The organism is Salinispora cortesiana (genome assembly GCF_000484695.1).
GTDB lineage: Bacteria > Actinomycetota > Actinomycetes > Mycobacteriales > Micromonosporaceae > Micromonospora > Micromonospora cortesiana.
This window is the reverse complement of the sequence record NZ_AXVR01000048.1, coordinates 18,854-33,380: the sequence shown is the minus strand read 5'-3', so window position 1 is coordinate 33,380 and position 14,527 is coordinate 18,854. Positions and strand designations below refer to the sequence as shown.

Genomic DNA, 14,527 nt, shown 5'->3' with positions numbered 1-14,527 from the left:
CATGCCCATTGCGAACGTTGCTCCGCCGACCCGACTCCTCGTCGACGCCGACCTCGTCGAGGTGGGCATCCAGTTCGGCGTCGAGCGCTGATTCCAGGACCGTGCGGGTGATCCCCGCGAGGAGCCCACCCGGACCGACCAACGAGACTCCATCGGCCTTGGCCCGCTCGACCAGCTGCTACGCGAACTCCACCTCCGCCGCCGACGGCTGCGGAAGCTGAACCGTGTTCTTCTTGTCTGCCATAACGTGGTCCTTCCTGGACAGGATCAACGTCCTGTCCAACGGACCACACCCAGGTCAAACACGGAAATCTACGCAGTCCCACACGTGGATGCCAATACCGCCACCAACGTCGGTGGTGGCATCGCCAATTCCGGTAGCGGCTCGATACAGGTCACGCGAAGCACTGTCAACAGCAACCGCAGTCAGGGGTCCGGCGGCGGGTTGTTCCTGGCGACCAGTGGGGCCAGCACCCTGACCAAGACGGAGATCTCGCGCAACACCGGCCAGGACTCCGGGGGCATCTTCACCGTAACCGGCCCACTCACGCTCCAGTTCGTCACCCTTGATGGCAACACCGCGACCGCCGGCGATGGCGGTGGCATCAGAATTATTGGCGGAACCACAGCCGTCGTCGAGGACAGCATCATCACGAACAACAACGCCGCCGCCGCTTCCGGTGGCGGGGTCAGAAACGGGGGCACCCTGCTGTTGCGACGCACGAAGGTCGCCGGCAATACGGCGAACCAGGGCGGCGGAATCGACAACGGCAATGTGGCCACCCTCTTCGACACGAAGGTCACCAAGAACGTCGCCATCACTGACGGTGGGGGCATCTTCAACGCTGGTACGGTCGAACTGAACACTGCTACCGGCACCATCGTTGTCGGCAACCGTCCGAACAACTGCGTCAACGTCCCTGGCTGCGCCGGCTAGCGATCTAGAATCGGCACCGACCCGCGAAGGGGGTCCCGGCCGATCCCCGACTGGTCAGCGGTCTGGGCCACCGTGCCCGGCCGCTGACCAGCGTCGGTTGCGTCGGGCACGGCGGCCACCACCCCCTGCCCAGCCGACTCGCGATATCCGAAGGCGAGCCGGACCGCGCCGGTGAGTTCGGGGCACAACCTGGATCATGGGTCGGGTGGCTGAGGAAGTGGCAGGGGCCCGGCACGAGGCGCTTTTCATGAGGCACCGTGGCCTGTTGTACGCGGTCGCGTACCGGACGCTCGGCAGCGCCAAGGAGGCCGAGGACGTGGTACAGGAGACCTGGCTGCGGTGGAGTCGGGTCGATCCGGCCACCGTCGTGGACCCCGAGGCGTTCCTGGTTCGGGTGACCATCCGGCTGGCGATCGACGAGCTACGCAGCGCCCGGGTGCGGCGGGAGGCGTACGTCGGGCCGTGGCTGCCGGAGCCCATCCGCACTCGACCGGACGTCGCCGACGAGGTGGCCCTCGCCGATTCCGTCTCCACCGCACTACTGCTCGTTCTGGAGGCGTTGTCCCCTCTAGAACGTGCGGTGTTCGTGTTGAAGGAGGCCTTCGGATACCCGTACGCCGAAATCGCGCAGCTCCTGGGCCGCAGCGAGCCGGCGGTACGGCAGCTTGCGCACCGGGCCCGGAAAGCGGTGGCGAGCCGCCACCGCCGCTATGACAGCGACCCGGTGACCCAACAGCAGGTGACCGAGCGTTTCCTGGCCGCCTGTTCCGGTGGGGACATCACCGCACTGCTCGGCGTGCTGGCCCCGGACGTGACGATGGTCAGCGACGGCGGCGGCTGCACGGGTGCACCGCGCAAGCCCATTCACGGTTCGGACCTGGTGGCCCGCGCCATCGTCGTGCTCTCCCGGCAGCAGCCGGCCGGTTCGACGGTCGGGGTGCTACCCGTCAACGGTGGCCCCGGCGTGGTGGTCCGCTGCGACGGGAAGACCGTGCTCGTGATGACCCTGCACCTGGTGGGGGGTCTGGTCCGGACTATCCACGTGGTCAGCAACCCGCAGAAGCTGACCGGGGCATTCGGGTGACCCAGCTCACCTACGGCCGCGTCACAACTCGGGTCCCCACCTCGTCCGTGAACGACTGACCAATACCCCTGTCCCGCGCACGGAGGCAACGATGTTCGCAACGTATCTTGTCGTGACCCTGCTCGCCTCGGCCCTCAACGGTTCGGCCGCCGCCGCCAACCTGATCGGGCACGAGTATCCGAAGACGGAGGCGGACCGCAACCGGGTGCCCCGGTCGTGGGTACGGCCACTAGGGGTGCTCCTCGGCGCCGGCGCCCTCGGCCTGCTGGCCGGTTTCGTCGTGCCAGTCCTGGGCACCCTCGCGGCGGCCGGTCTGGTCCTGTACTTCCTCGGCGCGCTGGGCGTACACGTACGGGCCGGCAATTTTCGGCTCGGCGCCTGGGCACTCTTCTTTATAGTCGCTCTCGCCGCGCTCACCGTCAGCCTCGCCTATCACCGGTGAAACCATGGATAGCCCACGCCGCTGCGCGTAGAACTGGCTACATGACCGACGCCGTGGGACCAGGACCGCAGTACGAAGCATTCGCCGACGAGTTCTTGGAGCACGCCCGTGAGGGCCTCTACAACGCTCACTACGACCGGCCGGCCTGCCTGCGGCTGCTCGGTGAGGTCGCTGGCCGCACGGTGCTGGATGTGGCCTGCGGTCCCGGGCTCTACGCCGAGGAACTGGTCGCCCGGGGTGCCCGGGTGATCGGGCTGGACCAGAGCCCGCGCATGGTCCAGTTGTGTCGAGAGCGCGTACCGACCGGCGTCTTCCACGTACACGATCTTGCTGAACGGCTGCACTGGCTGCCGCATGCCTCGGTTGACCTGGTCTTGTTCGCGCTCGGGCTGGAGTATGTCGATGACCGGACCTCGACCCTGCGGGAGTTGCGGCGGGTGTTACGGCCGGAAGGCGCGCTCGTGCTGTCCCGGCTACACCCCACCGGTGACTGGCTTCGGCACGGTGGCAGCTACTTCGACGTGCGCGTTGTCGAAGAGACCTGGAGCAAGGGCTGGCAGGTGCGCTATTGGCTAGCCCCGCTGGAGCGGACCTGCGAAGAGCTACATGAAGCGGGCTTTCTGATCGAGCGGCTGCTGGAGCCACGGCCGACCGCCGAAGCGGCGCTGGTCGATCGAGACCGCTACGAGCGCCTGCTGCGGGAGCCGATCGGGTTCCTCGCGATCCGGGCGCTGCCAGCCCCAGGGCGGTAGCGCCCGACCGGCGCTACCGCCCGCTGGGACGACGGCGGCACGTCTACCACGGGAGGCTTGCCTGGTTTGGGCATTATTTTCGCATTCATATCCTAGTGAGGTCAGTGTCGGTTTTAACTCATACGTGGTTGCTACCGCCGGCCTGGTAGCCGAGGAGCGTCGCCCGGCCAGCCCTGGCGTGGTGGCTTCTCGTCCGTGACGGGGAAGGAAACCGAGACCGCGATGAGCCATCAGAACCACACCCACCAGCCCGACCCGGATCGATCCGGTGGACGCCGGGCGAGGTCCCGGTGGTGGGCGGTCGGAGTGACCGGCCTGGCCCTCACCACCGCCAGTGTCGCCGCCGCCCCGGCCGCCGATGCTGTCGGACGCAACCGCACCACTGTCGCCGATCGGCCCTCCACCGACGAGCACCGCGGCAAACTCGAACGGCCGCAGAGCCATGTCCTACATGGCCGGCCCAGCGGCAAGCCCAGTGACCAGAGCAGGGAGGAACCGGAAAGGAAAGGTGGGAAGTCACCGGGCGTACCGGTACCCTGCGACCCCGATGCCCTGATCGCCGCGATCACCTTGGCCAACGCCCGCGGTGGGGGTGTGCTCGACCTGGCCCCGGACTGCACCTACCTGTTGACCGCGAACATCGACGGTGCCGGCCTGCCCGCCATCACCACCCCGATCACCCTCAACGGCAGCAAACACACCACCATCGAACGCGCCGCCGCGGCTGACCAGTTCCGCATCCTCACCGTCAACACCGGCGGCAACCTCACCCTCAACCAGCTGACCGTCACCGGCGGCCAGACCACCGGCGCTGGCGCTGACGGAGCTGGCATATTGGTGGAGGCGGGTGGAGCGTTGACCACTAGTCACAGCACCATCACCCGCAACATCGCCAGCGCCGCGGGGGGCGGCATCGCCAACAACGGCACCACCCACCTCCGGTCCTCCACGGTCGCGGCCGCAATACCGCCGCCCCCTTCGGGGGAGGCATCAGAAACTCCGGCCTACTCAACATCAGTAAGTCCGACATCCACGCCAACACCGCCGTGGTGGGAGCCGGAATCAGCAGTACGGGAACTGTTCGGATCGAACACAGCAGCATCTCCAAAAATCGCGCCCGAGAAGCCACCGGCGGCCTTTTCGTCGAGCGTGGCAGCGCCACCATCGCGGACAGTAGCGTTACGAACAACATCGCCACGGAGGTGGTCGGCGGCATCCTCGCGGGCCTGAACACACAGGTAACGCTCAGTTCGGTCACCATCGCCGACAACGAGTCCCTGATAGCAATCGCCGGCGGCCTGGGGGCGGACGATAATGCGTCCGTCGTCGTTGAAGACAGTGTTATCAAGAACAACAACGCCAGCATCGAAGGCGGCGGCATCTACAACCTCTCCGATCTGGTGCTACGAAACACGAAGATCTTCGGCAACCAGGCCGGAAGCCAGGGCGGCGGCATCTACAACGAAACCATCGGAACCGTGACCCTCTTCACCACCAAGGTCACCAAAAATATCGCCGGCGACGCTGGCGGTGGCATCTACAACGAGGCGGGCGGCACGGTGAACCTGAACACCGCCACCGGCACCGTCGTGGTCAAGAATCGGCCGGACAACTGCTCCGGCGACGTTCCCGGCTGCGCCGGGTAGCGCAAGTACGCCGGGCCCCGAGGGAGCCCGGTAGCGGATACGTTGCTCCGCATGACCCACGTCAACCAGGAGATCACCGCGGAGTTGATCCGGGAGCTGGTACGCGACCAGCACCCCGACCTCGCCGAGCGCCCAATCCGGCTCGGCGCGCGGGGGTGGGACAACCAGTTGTGGCGGCTCGGTGACGACCTGGCCGTCCGGCTTCCGTGGGCCACGGTCTTCGCGGACGTGCTGCTGCACAAGGAACACGCCTGGGTACCCACCCTGGCCCCGCGCCTACCGTTGCCGGTCCCCGTCCCGCAACGGCTCGGCGTACCCTCCGAACGATTTCCTCGGTCGTGGCTCATCACCACCTGGATTCCGGGCACCCCCGCCGACCAAGCCCCGGTCACGCGCCCCCTCGACGCGGCCAGGTCGCTGGCAACCTTCCTGACAGCGCTGCACCAACCCGCCCCCAACGGAGCACCTGCCGGCCGGGACCGGGGTGGGCCGCTGATTGACCAGTCCGAGCAGTTCGCCGGGGCACTCGCCGCCGCCACCGAACGTGGTCTGATCGACGAACCGGACGCGCTCCGCGCCGTCTGGCGGGACGCTGTAACCGCTCCGCCCTGGACCGGCCCACCACTCTGGCTCCACGCTGACCTGCACCCGGCCAACGTTCTCACCGCCGACGGCACCCTCTGCGGAGTGATCGACTTCGGCGACCTCTGCACCGGGGATCCCGCCTATGACCTCGCCGCCGGGTGGCTGCTGCTGCCCGCCGGCTTCGACCACTTCCAGGCGGCATACGAGCCGGCCCCCGACCCCGCCACCCTGCGCCGCGCCCGCGGTTGGGCGACGTTCCGCGCCCTCGACTGCGTCCTCATCGGGGACAACGGCGTCCACGGCCGCCCCGGCGGCAAACCCTCCTGGGGCCCACCCGCGCACGCCGCCCTCCGCCGCCTCACCGCCGCGGTGCGCAGGTAGCCGCCAGGATGAGGGTGGAGGGGCCAATCCAGCGCCCCCAATGGCGGCGCCGGTGATGCGATGATGCCCGTCATGGTCACGAGTTCTGTTCCGTTGGGACGGCCCTTCTGGACGTTCTGGAGCGCCTCAACCCTCGCCAACGTCGGTGACGGCATCCGACTGGCAGCTTTCCCCCTGCTCGCCGCGTCGCTGACCGCCAACCCGATCGCGGTGGCCGCAGTAGCCGCGGCCAAATCCCTGCCGTGGCTGGTGACCGGCCTCCTCGCCGGGTCGCTGGTCACCGCCGCGGTCGCCGCCGCCGACAGCGCCTGGTTCGCGATCCTGGTGCTGTACGCGGAGGGCCCCCTCGGCATCGGCGCGACCGGTTTCGGAATTCTGCTCACCGCTGGCGCCCTCGGCGGCCTGCTCGGCTCGTTCATCGTTGACCGACTCGTCGCGGGCCGCCGGCACCGCATGATTCTCACCTGCTCACTGGCCACCACCGCCGGCATCCCGGCGATGCTCGCCGTAACCACCCAGTTGTGGGCGGCGATCCTCGCCATCGTGATCACGAGCGGATCGTTCGCGGTGCTCAACGTCACGGTCGTGTCACTACGTCAACGGCTGGTGCCACGGGAGCTACTCGGCCGGACGATTGCGGCTGGCCGCACCCTCAGCTTCAGCGCCGCCGCCGGCGGCGCGCTGCTCGGCGGTGTCCTCACGGCAACGATCGGGATCGAAGCACCCTTCATCTTCAGCGGCCTGGTCGCGGTCCTGGCGACCGCCGCGTGGTGGGTCGTGTCCCGGCCCACCCCGAGCTGAGCAGGGATACTGAGGACGTGCAGCGCAGCGGGCAAGCGACGGAGGCGAAGCCGGCCGGGCTCTTCGTACACATGTCTCATCCACAGCCTGTGGACGCATGAGTTACCAGCTCAGCGCGATCATCGCGGACGGCGGGTTGCTGCACGGGGAGACCCGCGGGCTGGATCACGCGGTCCTCGGCAACCTGCGCCAGGATTTCGCCCTGCTGCCGGTGACCTCGCAGCTGGTCGAGGAGCTTACTGGGGCGCCGCCGGACTACGCCGTCGAGCAGCCCACCCCGGAGCGCCCGTTCACGCTGGTTCTCTCCGCCGCGCTGACCGAGACCCTGGTTGGCTGGTCGCGGCAGGGGCCGGTGGCGTACGTCGAGGCGGAGTTCACCGGCGGCGTCGGCCACCAGGCAGCGGCGGTGTGGCTCGGCGGTCAGCGGTCCTGGGGGCCGCGCTTCGACTCGGTGTTCGATCGGCCGCGTGGGCAGTGGCCGATCAACGCCGCCCTGGTCGAGGTGGGGGTGGAGCCGGGCCCGTGGGTTGACCTCTTCGCCGAGCTCGGCCTGCACGTGGAGCGGAACACCGCCGGCTGGCTGGCGCACGGACGTCGAGGTTTGGGGGTCGACTACTGGGACGAGTTGGTCGAGGAGTGGGAGCGGCGAGAAGCCGAGGCCAGCCAGCGCCCCGAGCCAGGTGGGCTCCGGTCCGGCGAGCCAGGTGGGCTCCGGTTCAACGGACCTCGATGACCTCCTGGCCGAGTGGCCAGAATGCCGCCGGTACGAGCTTAAAGTTGGCGATGCCAAACGGAATGCCGATGATCGTGATGCAGAGGGACACCCCGGCCATCAGATGCGCCAGCGCCAGCCACCAGCCGGCCAACAGCACCCAGAGCACGTTCGCCAGCCCGGAGGCGATGCCGGCCCCCGACTTGGTGACCAGGGTGCGGCCGAAGGGCCACAGCGAGTACGAAGCCAGCCGCAGCGAGGCGACCCCGAACGGGATGGTGATGACGAGGACGAAGCAGATCACCGCGGCGACGAGGTAGCCGAAGGCCAGCACGATTCCGCCACCGAAGATGAGCCACAGCACGTTCAGGACGAATCGAATCATGCTCCTAGCGTGACGCACGTCCGCCACCTCGCCGATCTCGCGCACCGCCTCCGGTGCCGGCCCAGGTCCATGAACCACTTTGTGCTCTTATCTACTGATGATCACTCCTACCCCGCTGATGCAGCTCGTAGCCGGCGTCTGGGGCTTCAAGACCCTCGCCGTTGGTGTCGAGTTCGGCCTGTTCACCCGCCTGGCTGGCGGACGGACCATCACCGTGACCGAAGCCGCCGCCGAGTTCGGGATGGACGAACGCCCAGCCGACCTGTTGCTGGCCGCCAGCGCATCCCTGGGGCTACTGGAGAAATCCGGTGCCGGCTACCGCAACTCCGAGCTGGCCGAGCAGTTCCTGGTCGAGGGGCGGCCGTACTACTTCGGTGCCCAGGTCCGCTACTCCGACCTGCACACCTACCTGCCCTGGCATCGCATCGGCGAGGCGCTGCGCGATAACCGTCCGCTGACCTGGGACCCGCAGCAGCAGTCCATGTTCGACACCACCGACCCGAAGCTGGTGGCCGAGTTCTGGGACGCCATGTTCTCCACCTCCCGCTTCACCGCGCGCGCCTTGGCTGAGGCGTACGACTTCGGCGCCCACCGCCGGCTGCTCGACGTCGGCGGTGGCGCCGGGGCCTTCCCGATCGAGCTCTGCCAGCGACTGCCGCAGCTCCAGGCGACGATCCTGGATCTGCCGCACGTCTGCGCCCGAGCCGAGGAGCGGATCGCCGAAGCGGGCCTGACCGATCGAGTCGGCGCGGTCGCCGGCGACTTCCTCGCCGACCCGGCACTGCCGGACGGGCACGACGTGATCCTGCTCAGCATGATCCTGCACGACTGGGACGAAGCGACCAACCGGGCGCTACTGGCCCGGTGCCACAGCGCGCTCCCCTCCGGTGGCGCGATCGTCATCTCCGAGCTACTCCTCAACGACGAGCGCACCGGCCCGCCGGAGGCCGCCCTGATGGGGATGAACATGCTTGTCGAAACCGAGGGCGGCAAGAACTACTCCGGCACCGAGTACGTCACCTGGCTCGGCGACGCCGGTTTCGTGGACGCCCGGGTTGTGGCCTTCGACGCGCCCGGCGCGAACGGCGCGGTGGTGGCCCGCCGGCCCTGACTGAGACCACAATTGAGCCTGGCGATCTTGAGATAGCGAAACGCCCGGCTGGTCCTTCCGGACCGACCGGGCGTTTCGCCTGCTCAGTGGCGGTGGTGGCGGGATTTGAACCCGCGGAGGGCGTAAACCCTCACACGCTTTCGAGGCGTGCTCCTTAGGCCACTCGGACACACCACCGCCGAGTAGGCTACAGGACCACCCGACGGAAGGCCCAACCGGTACGGCGCCGGGGGTGGGCTGGCAGAATCCCTGCCATGAGTACGCACATCGGCGCGAAGCCGGGAGAGATCGCCGAGCGGGTCCTGATGCCGGGTGACCCGCTGCGGGCCAAGTGGATCGCGGAGACCTACCTTGAGGGCGCGAAGTGCTACTCGACCGTCCGCGGGATGTACGGCTTCACCGGCCGCTGGAACGGGGTCGACGTATCGGTCCAGGGTTCCGGCATGGGCATGCCATCCGCCTCGATCTACGCGCATGAGCTGATCAACGAGTACGGCGTCCGGTCGCTCATCCGGGTCGGCTCCTGTGGTGCCCTGACCGAGGACCTCCAGCTCCGCGACGTGGTGGCCGCGATCGGTTCCTCCACCGACTCGAACATGAACCGCGTACGTTTCGACGGGCTGATCGACTACGCGCCGGTGGCCGACTTCGGGCTGCTGCGCACCTCGGTGGAGGTGGCCGAGCGGAGCGGCGTCACCATGCGGGTCGGGCCGGTTCTGGCGGTGGACGCCTTCTACACCGACCGGCCGGACCTCTACGACTCGCTCGCCGACTACGGCGTGCTGGCGGTCGAGATGGAGTCAGCCGCGCTCTACACCATCGCCGCCCGGTTCCGGGCCCGCGCGCTGACCATCCTGACGGTCAGCGATCACATCCGCACCGGGGAGAAGACCACCTCGCAGGAGCGGGAGCAGACGTTCAGCCAGATGGTGGAGATCGCCCTGGACACCATCATCGCCTGATCAACACGCTCACCCCCAGCCCCAGCCCCAGCCCCAGGACAAACCGGACGCCGGCCCTACCGGAAGAAGGCTCGCAGGACCGCCGCTGTCTCCGTTTCGAGGACTCCGCCGTAGACCTCGGGGCGGTGGTTCAGTCGGCGGTCGCGCAGTACGTCCCAGAGCGAGCCGGCCGCGCCGGTCTTCGGCTCCCACGCCCCGAACACCACCGTGGAGATCCGGGCCAGTACCAACGCCCCGGCGCACATCGTGCACGGCTCCAGGGTTACCACCAGGGTGCACCCGTCGAGCCGCCAGCGGCCGAGCCGGCCAGCTGCCCGGCGCAGCGCCAGCACCTCGGCGTGCGCGGTCGGATCCCCGGTCAGCTCCCGCTCGTTGCGGCCGGTGGCCAGCTCGGCCCCGTCCGGGCCGAGGAGCACCGCACCGACCGGAATGTCATCAGCGGCGGGCACCGGGGTGTCGGCAGCGGCAATGCTCCCCGCCCCGGCGACCGCGACTTCCAACGCCCGGCGCATCCACTCTTCGTGGCGCTGCCGGCGGTCGGCACCGCCCACGCCGGTCCGACCCACACCAGCGCCGACGGGCTCACACCTCACGCAGTTCCTCGACCTCGTCGGCGCAGCCCAACACCGTGCACGTCTCGGTGGTGACATCCGCCGGCAGCATCCCCTCGTGACCGCAGAGCGCGATCAGCTTTGTCCCGGACACCCCCAGGTCGGCGAGGAGGTCCGCGTCCCCGACCGGGTCCGCCTCCGGATCCGCGGCGGGTTGTTCGCTCTCCGGATCGCTGCCGGTGGCGCGGGGTCCCTCGGTCTCCTCCAGCCCGGTCACCGACGCCTTGAGGTCCCCGACCAGCAGCGCGCCCAGCTGGGTCTCCTCGGCGTACGCCGAATCCGAGCCGAAGACCCGCAGGTCCTCACCCTCGTCGAGGCGCAGGATCACCAGGTACTCGTCCTCGGCCTCGACGAAGAGCAGCGACAGGTCGGCGCCGGGGTCGACGTCGCGCAACCGGTCGGCGACCCCGTCCACGTCAACGGCGCCACGAAGGTTCACCTCGGCGGCGGTCCAGCCGCTCTCGTCCCGCACCACGGCCGCAGCAAAGTACGACACGGTTCCCCCAAACTTCCTCGGCGTAGCCCCGAAACCTTCGACCGTCCGCGGCTTTGGGTCATCGGTGGTCGACCCGGCCACCGACCGCAGACCGGTTGCCGCGTGACCAGCCCGGTTGCCGCGTGCCAGCTCCACCTGCTCGCTCGCCCAGGACGCGCGGACGGTCTTACGCGTGCACGTTAGCCGGTGGGATCGGCGAGCGACCGGCCAACGCCCCGACGGGCGGCCAATCAACGCCGCGGCGCCGATCGAAGCCGCCGCGAGAAGGGTGGAACGGGTGCCGGTTTCCCTACCAGAGGGGCCAGTCTCCACTGGCCATCCAGCGGCTCGCAACGACCGCCGTCGCGATGCTCCACCCACCACCGACGACGATCGCAACCCCGGTGGCGACGCCCCGGTCGCCGTGACGCACCAACACCAGGGCCGCCAGCCAGGCGAGGCCACCGGCGAACACCGTCCACCAGGCGTATCCACGCACATTGGCGCCGAGCAGCCCAAAGAACAGCAGCCAGGTGGTGGCGACGACGCCACCGAGAAGCACCGCAGCACCGTCGATCGGGTGGGGTTCGCGGTAGGTGGGCCGGGTCGGCGGCCCAGCGGGAAAGAGCCCAGACGGGTTTCGGGTAGGGCCCCCGTCGTACGGGTCGGTCACGATCGCCTCCTCCCCGGCTTCTCCCTCCCACCGTACTGGTCTGTCAGGATGGCCGGATGCCTGCGCCGTTGACCGGACGCCGCCCGGCGTACCCCCTGCTGCTCCTGCTCGCCGCGGTGCTCACCGCGAGTTGCGCGACGACCCGCCCCGGGGTGGAGACCGGCCCGGCCAGTCGCCCGGCCACCACGGATCCGACCCCCGCCACCCCGTCGGCCAGTTCGGCTCCAACGGCAACAGCGGCTCTGCCGAGCGCATCGGCGCCCGCACCGCAGCCGCCGCCCGCCGAGGTCCGGCACGTCTTCCCGGCACGGGCCAGCAACGCCTCCCACCATCCGACCCATTCGGGCTACCCCGCCACGGACATCTTCGCCGACTGCGGTGCGCCGGTGGTGGCGGTGATGGACGGTTCGGTGCTGGAGGTGAGCCGGGTGGACCGCTTCGACCCGGGTGGTCCCCGCGGTCCGTTCAACGGCGGCCTGTCCGTGGCGGTGCTGGGCGATGACGGGGTGCGCTACTACGGCTCACACCTGACCGAGGTCGCGGCGGGCCTCAACCCGGGCGTACGCGTCGTCGCCGGGCAGCAAACTCGGCACCGTCGGCCGGACCGGCAACGCGAACAACGTGTGTCACCTGCACTTCGGCATCTCACCGCCGTGTCCGGGGAAGGACGGCTGGTGGATCCGGCGGGGGGTGGTGTGGCCGGCGCCCTACCTGGACGCGTGGCGACGTGGGGTCAACCGCTCGCCCGCCGTGGAGGTGGCGGACTGGCAACGCCGACACGGTTGCCCGAAGGAGCCGTGAGTGTCCTGGCCGCAGCCGCTAGGTTGCAGGAATGACCGCCCGGGATCCCATCGCCGACCTACGCCGGATAGCTTTCCTGCTGGAACGGGCCAACGAGGCCACCTATCGGGTGCGCGCCTTCCGCTCGGCGGCGCAGGCCGTGGCCGCCCTGCCCGCCGCGGAGGTCGCCGAGTTGACCCGGGCCGGCAAGCTCACCGACCTGTCCGGAGTGGGCGCGGTCACCGCTCGCTGCGTGGCCGAGTCACTGGCGGGTGAGGAGCCGGTCTACCTGCGTCGGCTGGCGGCGACCGAGGGCACCGACCTGGACGCCGAGGCGACCGCGCTACGGACCGCCCTACGCGGCGACTGCCACACCCATTCGGACTGGTCCGACGGCGGCTCCTCAATCGAGGAGATGGCGTTGGCCGCGGTCGAGCTGGGCCATGAGTACCTGGTGCTCACTGACCACTCACCTCGGCTGAAGGTGGCGCGCGGACTGACCGCCGACCGGCTGCGCCGCCAGCTGGAGCAGGTGGGGCAGCTGAACGAGGCGCTACCGACGGGGTTCCGGATCCTCACCGGCATCGAGGTGGACATCCTCGCCGACGGCGCGCTGGACCAGGACGAAGAGCTGCTCGCCCAGCTCGACGTGGTGGTGGGCTCGGTGCACAGCAACCTCTCCGACGAGCGGGGGCGGATGACTCGTCGGATGCTCACCGCGATCGCGAACCCGCACCTGGACATCCTCGGGCACTGCACCGGCCGGATGGTCTCCAACCGGCCGGCGGGCGTAACCGGGCCGGGCGACCGGGGACACCGTCGGCGCACCCGAGGCGAGAGCGACTTCGACGCGGACGCCGTCTTCGCGGCCTGCGCGGAACGGGGCGTCGCGGTCGAGATCAACTCCCGGCCGGAGCGGCAGGACCCGCCGAAACGGCTGATTCGGCGGGCGCTGGAGGCCGGTTGCGAGTTCGCGATCAATACCGACGCCCACGCTCCCGGTCAGCTCGACTGGCAACGGTTCGGCTGCGAACGCGCCGCCCGCTGCGGCGTCCCCGCCGACCGGGTGGTCAACACCTGGCCGGCGGAGCGGCTGGTGGCGTGGGCCGCAAGCCGCTCCTGACCAACGGCGGCCGGCGCTTCCGCCGTCGAGGTCGAGGGTCCGGCTGCCGAGGCCGGTAGCGCGGCGGCGCGTGGCCGGCGACGGGGGCCGATCAGGCCCTGGGTGACGGCGACACCGAGCAGGACCACCACCGCACCGACCGGTTGGTGCCAGGTCAGCCGTTCGTTGAGGACCAGCGCACCGGCCAGCACCGCGAAGACCGGGATCAGGTAGGTCACCGTCGCCGCGGTACTCGCGCCGGCGACCCGGATGTTGCGGAAGTGAATCAGGAAGGCCAGTCCGGTACCGAGTGCGCCAAGCGCGACCATGCTGGCCAGGACCGAGCCGGAGAGGGCGGTCGGCATCGGCGGGACACCCGCCACGAACGGGGTGACAACGGTGAGCAGCGCCAGCGCCATCAACAGCTGGGCCGCCGACAGGGCCAGCCCGGAGTAGGAGCGGCCCGCGACGAACTTCTTCTGGTAAGGGATGGTCACCCCGTAGCAGGCCGCGGCGCCGAGGCACATCAGCTGACCGACGAAGTGCGCGCCACCCGCCCCCTGCCACACCCCAAGCACCACCAGTACGCCGACGAAGCCCAGCCCGAGTCCGACGGCCCGGGCGGCGGTCAGCCGTTCGGTGCGGAAGACCAGCACCGCCATGGGGAGCACGACCAGCGGTGTGGTGGCGTTCCAGATCCCGGAGAGCATGGACTCGACCCGCTCCCCGCCGTAGCCGAACAAGGTGAACGGAAGCGCCACGCCGATCCCACCGGTGACGACCAGATGGGCCCAGACCCGCGGCTCGCGGGGCAGCCGGTCGCGCAGCACCGCGAGCAAGATCAGCAGCGTCAACGCGCCGGCGCCGACTCGGTAAAGGGTCAGGTGCACGGGATGCAGCTCCCGTACCCCGATCTTGATGAAAAGGAAGCTAGAACCCCAGATCGCGGCCAACGCGAGGTACCCGGGCAGCCAGCTCCGCAGCGCTGCCCGGTCAGGGGCGGACTCGACTGTCACCCCTGACAGTCTGCCGGCCGTACACGGGCAAGTCTGGTGATTTTCAGACGTCGTGTCGGTAGTCACAGGGTC

Annotated in this window: 14 protein-coding genes, 1 tRNA gene and 4 pseudogenes; 12 read left to right on the top strand and 7 right to left on the bottom strand. The window is 69.4% G+C overall.

From position 1 onward, the window contains the following. Positions 1 to 142: transposase (locus K228_RS30450; RefSeq protein WP_425414529.1), on the bottom strand; the 142-nt coding region annotated here is incomplete at its 3' end. A gap of 438 nt (positions 143 to 580) precedes the next feature. On the opposite strand from K228_RS30450, the pseudogene K228_RS30570 reads away from it, so the two are divergent. The 8 genes and pseudogenes from K228_RS30570 to K228_RS0118775 form a co-directional block, all read left to right on the top strand. Next, positions 581 to 937: pseudogene (locus K228_RS30570) on the top strand (right-handed parallel beta-helix repeat-containing protein); the annotation flags it as partial. 196 nt (positions 938 to 1,133) lie between these two features. Further along, positions 1,134 to 2,021 (top strand): RNA polymerase sigma-70 factor, encoded by an 888-nt coding sequence (locus K228_RS0118805; protein ID WP_025619830.1) that lies wholly within the window; start codon positions 1,134 to 1,136, stop codon positions 2,019 to 2,021. Between the two features lie 91 nt (positions 2,022 to 2,112). Further along, positions 2,113 to 2,463 (top strand): DoxX family protein, encoded by a 351-nt coding sequence (locus tag K228_RS0118800; protein ID WP_025619829.1) that lies wholly within the window; start codon positions 2,113 to 2,115, stop codon positions 2,461 to 2,463. Positions 2,464 to 2,504: 41 nt separating this feature from the next. Beyond that, positions 2,505 to 3,215: a class I SAM-dependent methyltransferase gene (locus K228_RS0118795; RefSeq protein ID WP_025619828.1), complete on the top strand. Its 711-nt coding sequence runs from the start codon at positions 2,505 to 2,507 to the stop codon at positions 3,213 to 3,215. 306 nt (positions 3,216 to 3,521) lie between these two features. Then, a pseudogene (locus tag K228_RS25830) lies at positions 3,522 to 4,861 on the top strand (autotransporter outer membrane beta-barrel domain-containing protein). 51 nt (positions 4,862 to 4,912) lie between these two features. After that, on the top strand, positions 4,913 to 5,827 hold the full coding sequence (locus tag K228_RS0118785; protein WP_025619827.1) for an aminoglycoside phosphotransferase family protein: 915 nt from the start codon (positions 4,913 to 4,915) through the stop codon (positions 5,825 to 5,827). A gap of 60 nt (positions 5,828 to 5,887) precedes the next feature. After that, the gene (locus tag K228_RS0118780; protein ID WP_025619826.1) at positions 5,888 to 6,628 is read left to right on the top strand and encodes an MFS transporter; all 741 of its coding nucleotides are present in this window, start codon (positions 5,888 to 5,890) and stop codon (positions 6,626 to 6,628) included. A 97-nt stretch (positions 6,629 to 6,725) separates the two neighbouring features. Then, positions 6,726 to 7,361, top strand: coding sequence for a hypothetical protein (locus K228_RS0118775; protein WP_025619825.1), 636 nt, complete (start codon positions 6,726 to 6,728; stop codon positions 7,359 to 7,361). Here the strand turns inward: K228_RS0118775 and K228_RS0118770 are convergent. Further along, complete coding sequence (locus K228_RS0118770; RefSeq protein WP_025619824.1) at positions 7,345 to 7,725, bottom strand: YccF domain-containing protein; 381 nt, start codon at positions 7,723 to 7,725, stop codon at positions 7,345 to 7,347. The two genes, K228_RS0118775 and K228_RS0118770, sit on opposite strands and share 17 nt — an antisense overlap. Positions 7,726 to 7,822: 97 nt before the next feature. Between K228_RS0118770 and K228_RS0118765 the strand changes: the two genes are divergently transcribed. After that, a complete protein-coding gene (locus tag K228_RS0118765; protein ID WP_025619823.1) occupies positions 7,823 to 8,836 on the top strand; it encodes a methyltransferase in 1,014 nt (337 codons plus the stop codon). Between the two features lie 87 nt (positions 8,837 to 8,923). Here the strand turns inward: K228_RS0118765 and K228_RS0118760 are convergent. Further along, a tRNA-Ser gene (locus tag K228_RS0118760) sits at positions 8,924 to 9,013 on the bottom strand. A gap of 77 nt (positions 9,014 to 9,090) precedes the next feature. On the opposite strand from K228_RS0118760, the gene deoD reads away from it, so the two are divergent. Then, positions 9,091 to 9,798 (top strand): purine-nucleoside phosphorylase, encoded by a 708-nt coding sequence (deoD, locus tag K228_RS0118755; RefSeq protein WP_025619822.1) that lies wholly within the window; start codon positions 9,091 to 9,093, stop codon positions 9,796 to 9,798. A 56-nt stretch (positions 9,799 to 9,854) separates the two neighbouring features. Here the strand turns inward: deoD and K228_RS0118750 are convergent, their stop codons facing one another. From K228_RS0118750 to K228_RS0118740, 3 genes are all read right to left on the bottom strand, one after another. Further along, on the bottom strand, positions 9,855 to 10,310 hold the full coding sequence (locus K228_RS0118750; RefSeq protein ID WP_025619821.1) for a nucleoside deaminase: 456 nt from the start codon (positions 10,308 to 10,310) through the stop codon (positions 9,855 to 9,857). 70 nt (positions 10,311 to 10,380) lie between these two features. Continuing rightward, on the bottom strand, positions 10,381 to 10,905 hold the full coding sequence (locus K228_RS0118745; protein WP_025619820.1) for a tRNA adenosine deaminase-associated protein: 525 nt from the start codon (positions 10,903 to 10,905) through the stop codon (positions 10,381 to 10,383). Between the two features lie 289 nt (positions 10,906 to 11,194). Then, a complete protein-coding gene (locus tag K228_RS0118740; RefSeq protein WP_025619819.1) occupies positions 11,195 to 11,557 on the bottom strand; it encodes a hypothetical protein in 363 nt (120 codons plus the stop codon). A 56-nt stretch (positions 11,558 to 11,613) separates the two neighbouring features. On the opposite strand from K228_RS0118740, the pseudogene K228_RS25825 reads away from it, so the two are divergent. Together K228_RS25825 and K228_RS0118730 are read left to right on the top strand one after the other, a co-directional pair. After that, a pseudogene (locus tag K228_RS25825) lies at positions 11,614 to 12,358 on the top strand (M23 family metallopeptidase). A gap of 31 nt (positions 12,359 to 12,389) precedes the next feature. Beyond that, positions 12,390 to 13,391 (top strand): annotated as a pseudogene (locus K228_RS0118730) (PHP domain-containing protein); the annotation flags it as partial. Here K228_RS0118730 and K228_RS0118725 read toward each other — a convergent pair. Beyond that, on the bottom strand, positions 13,340 to 14,455 hold the full coding sequence (locus K228_RS0118725) for a DMT family transporter (RefSeq protein ID WP_342667128.1): 1,116 nt from the start codon (positions 14,453 to 14,455) through the stop codon (positions 13,340 to 13,342). The pseudogene K228_RS0118730 and the gene K228_RS0118725 sit on opposite strands and share 52 nt — an antisense overlap. Positions 14,456 to 14,527: the final 72 nt, after the last annotated feature.

What these genes read in the sequence shown, in the direction of transcription:
- deoD (WP_025619822.1), top strand. Translation starts at nt 9,091, where the DNA reads ATGAGTACGCACATCGGCGCGAAGCCGGGAGAGATCGCCGAGCGGGTC.
- K228_RS0118780 (WP_025619826.1), top strand. Translation starts at nt 5,888, where the DNA reads ATGATGCCCGTCATGGTCACGAGTTCTGTTCCGTTGGGACGGCCCTTC.
- K228_RS0118795 (WP_025619828.1), top strand. Translation starts at nt 2,505, where the DNA reads ATGACCGACGCCGTGGGACCAGGACCGCAGTACGAAGCATTCGCCGAC.
- K228_RS0118805 (WP_025619830.1), top strand. Translation starts at nt 1,134, where the DNA reads ATGGGTCGGGTGGCTGAGGAAGTGGCAGGGGCCCGGCACGAGGCGCTT.
- K228_RS0118770 (WP_025619824.1), bottom strand. Translation starts at nt 7,725, where the DNA reads ATGATTCGATTCGTCCTGAACGTGCTGTGGCTCATCTTCGGTGGCGGA.
- K228_RS0118765 (WP_025619823.1), top strand. Translation starts at nt 7,823, where the DNA reads ATGATCACTCCTACCCCGCTGATGCAGCTCGTAGCCGGCGTCTGGGGC.
- K228_RS0118800 (WP_025619829.1), top strand. Translation starts at nt 2,113, where the DNA reads ATGTTCGCAACGTATCTTGTCGTGACCCTGCTCGCCTCGGCCCTCAAC.
- K228_RS0118785 (WP_025619827.1), top strand. Translation starts at nt 4,913, where the DNA reads ATGACCCACGTCAACCAGGAGATCACCGCGGAGTTGATCCGGGAGCTG.
- K228_RS0118775 (WP_025619825.1), top strand. Translation starts at nt 6,726, where the DNA reads ATGAGTTACCAGCTCAGCGCGATCATCGCGGACGGCGGGTTGCTGCAC.
- K228_RS0118750 (WP_025619821.1), bottom strand. Translation starts at nt 10,310, where the DNA reads ATGCGCCGGGCGTTGGAAGTCGCGGTCGCCGGGGCGGGGAGCATTGCC.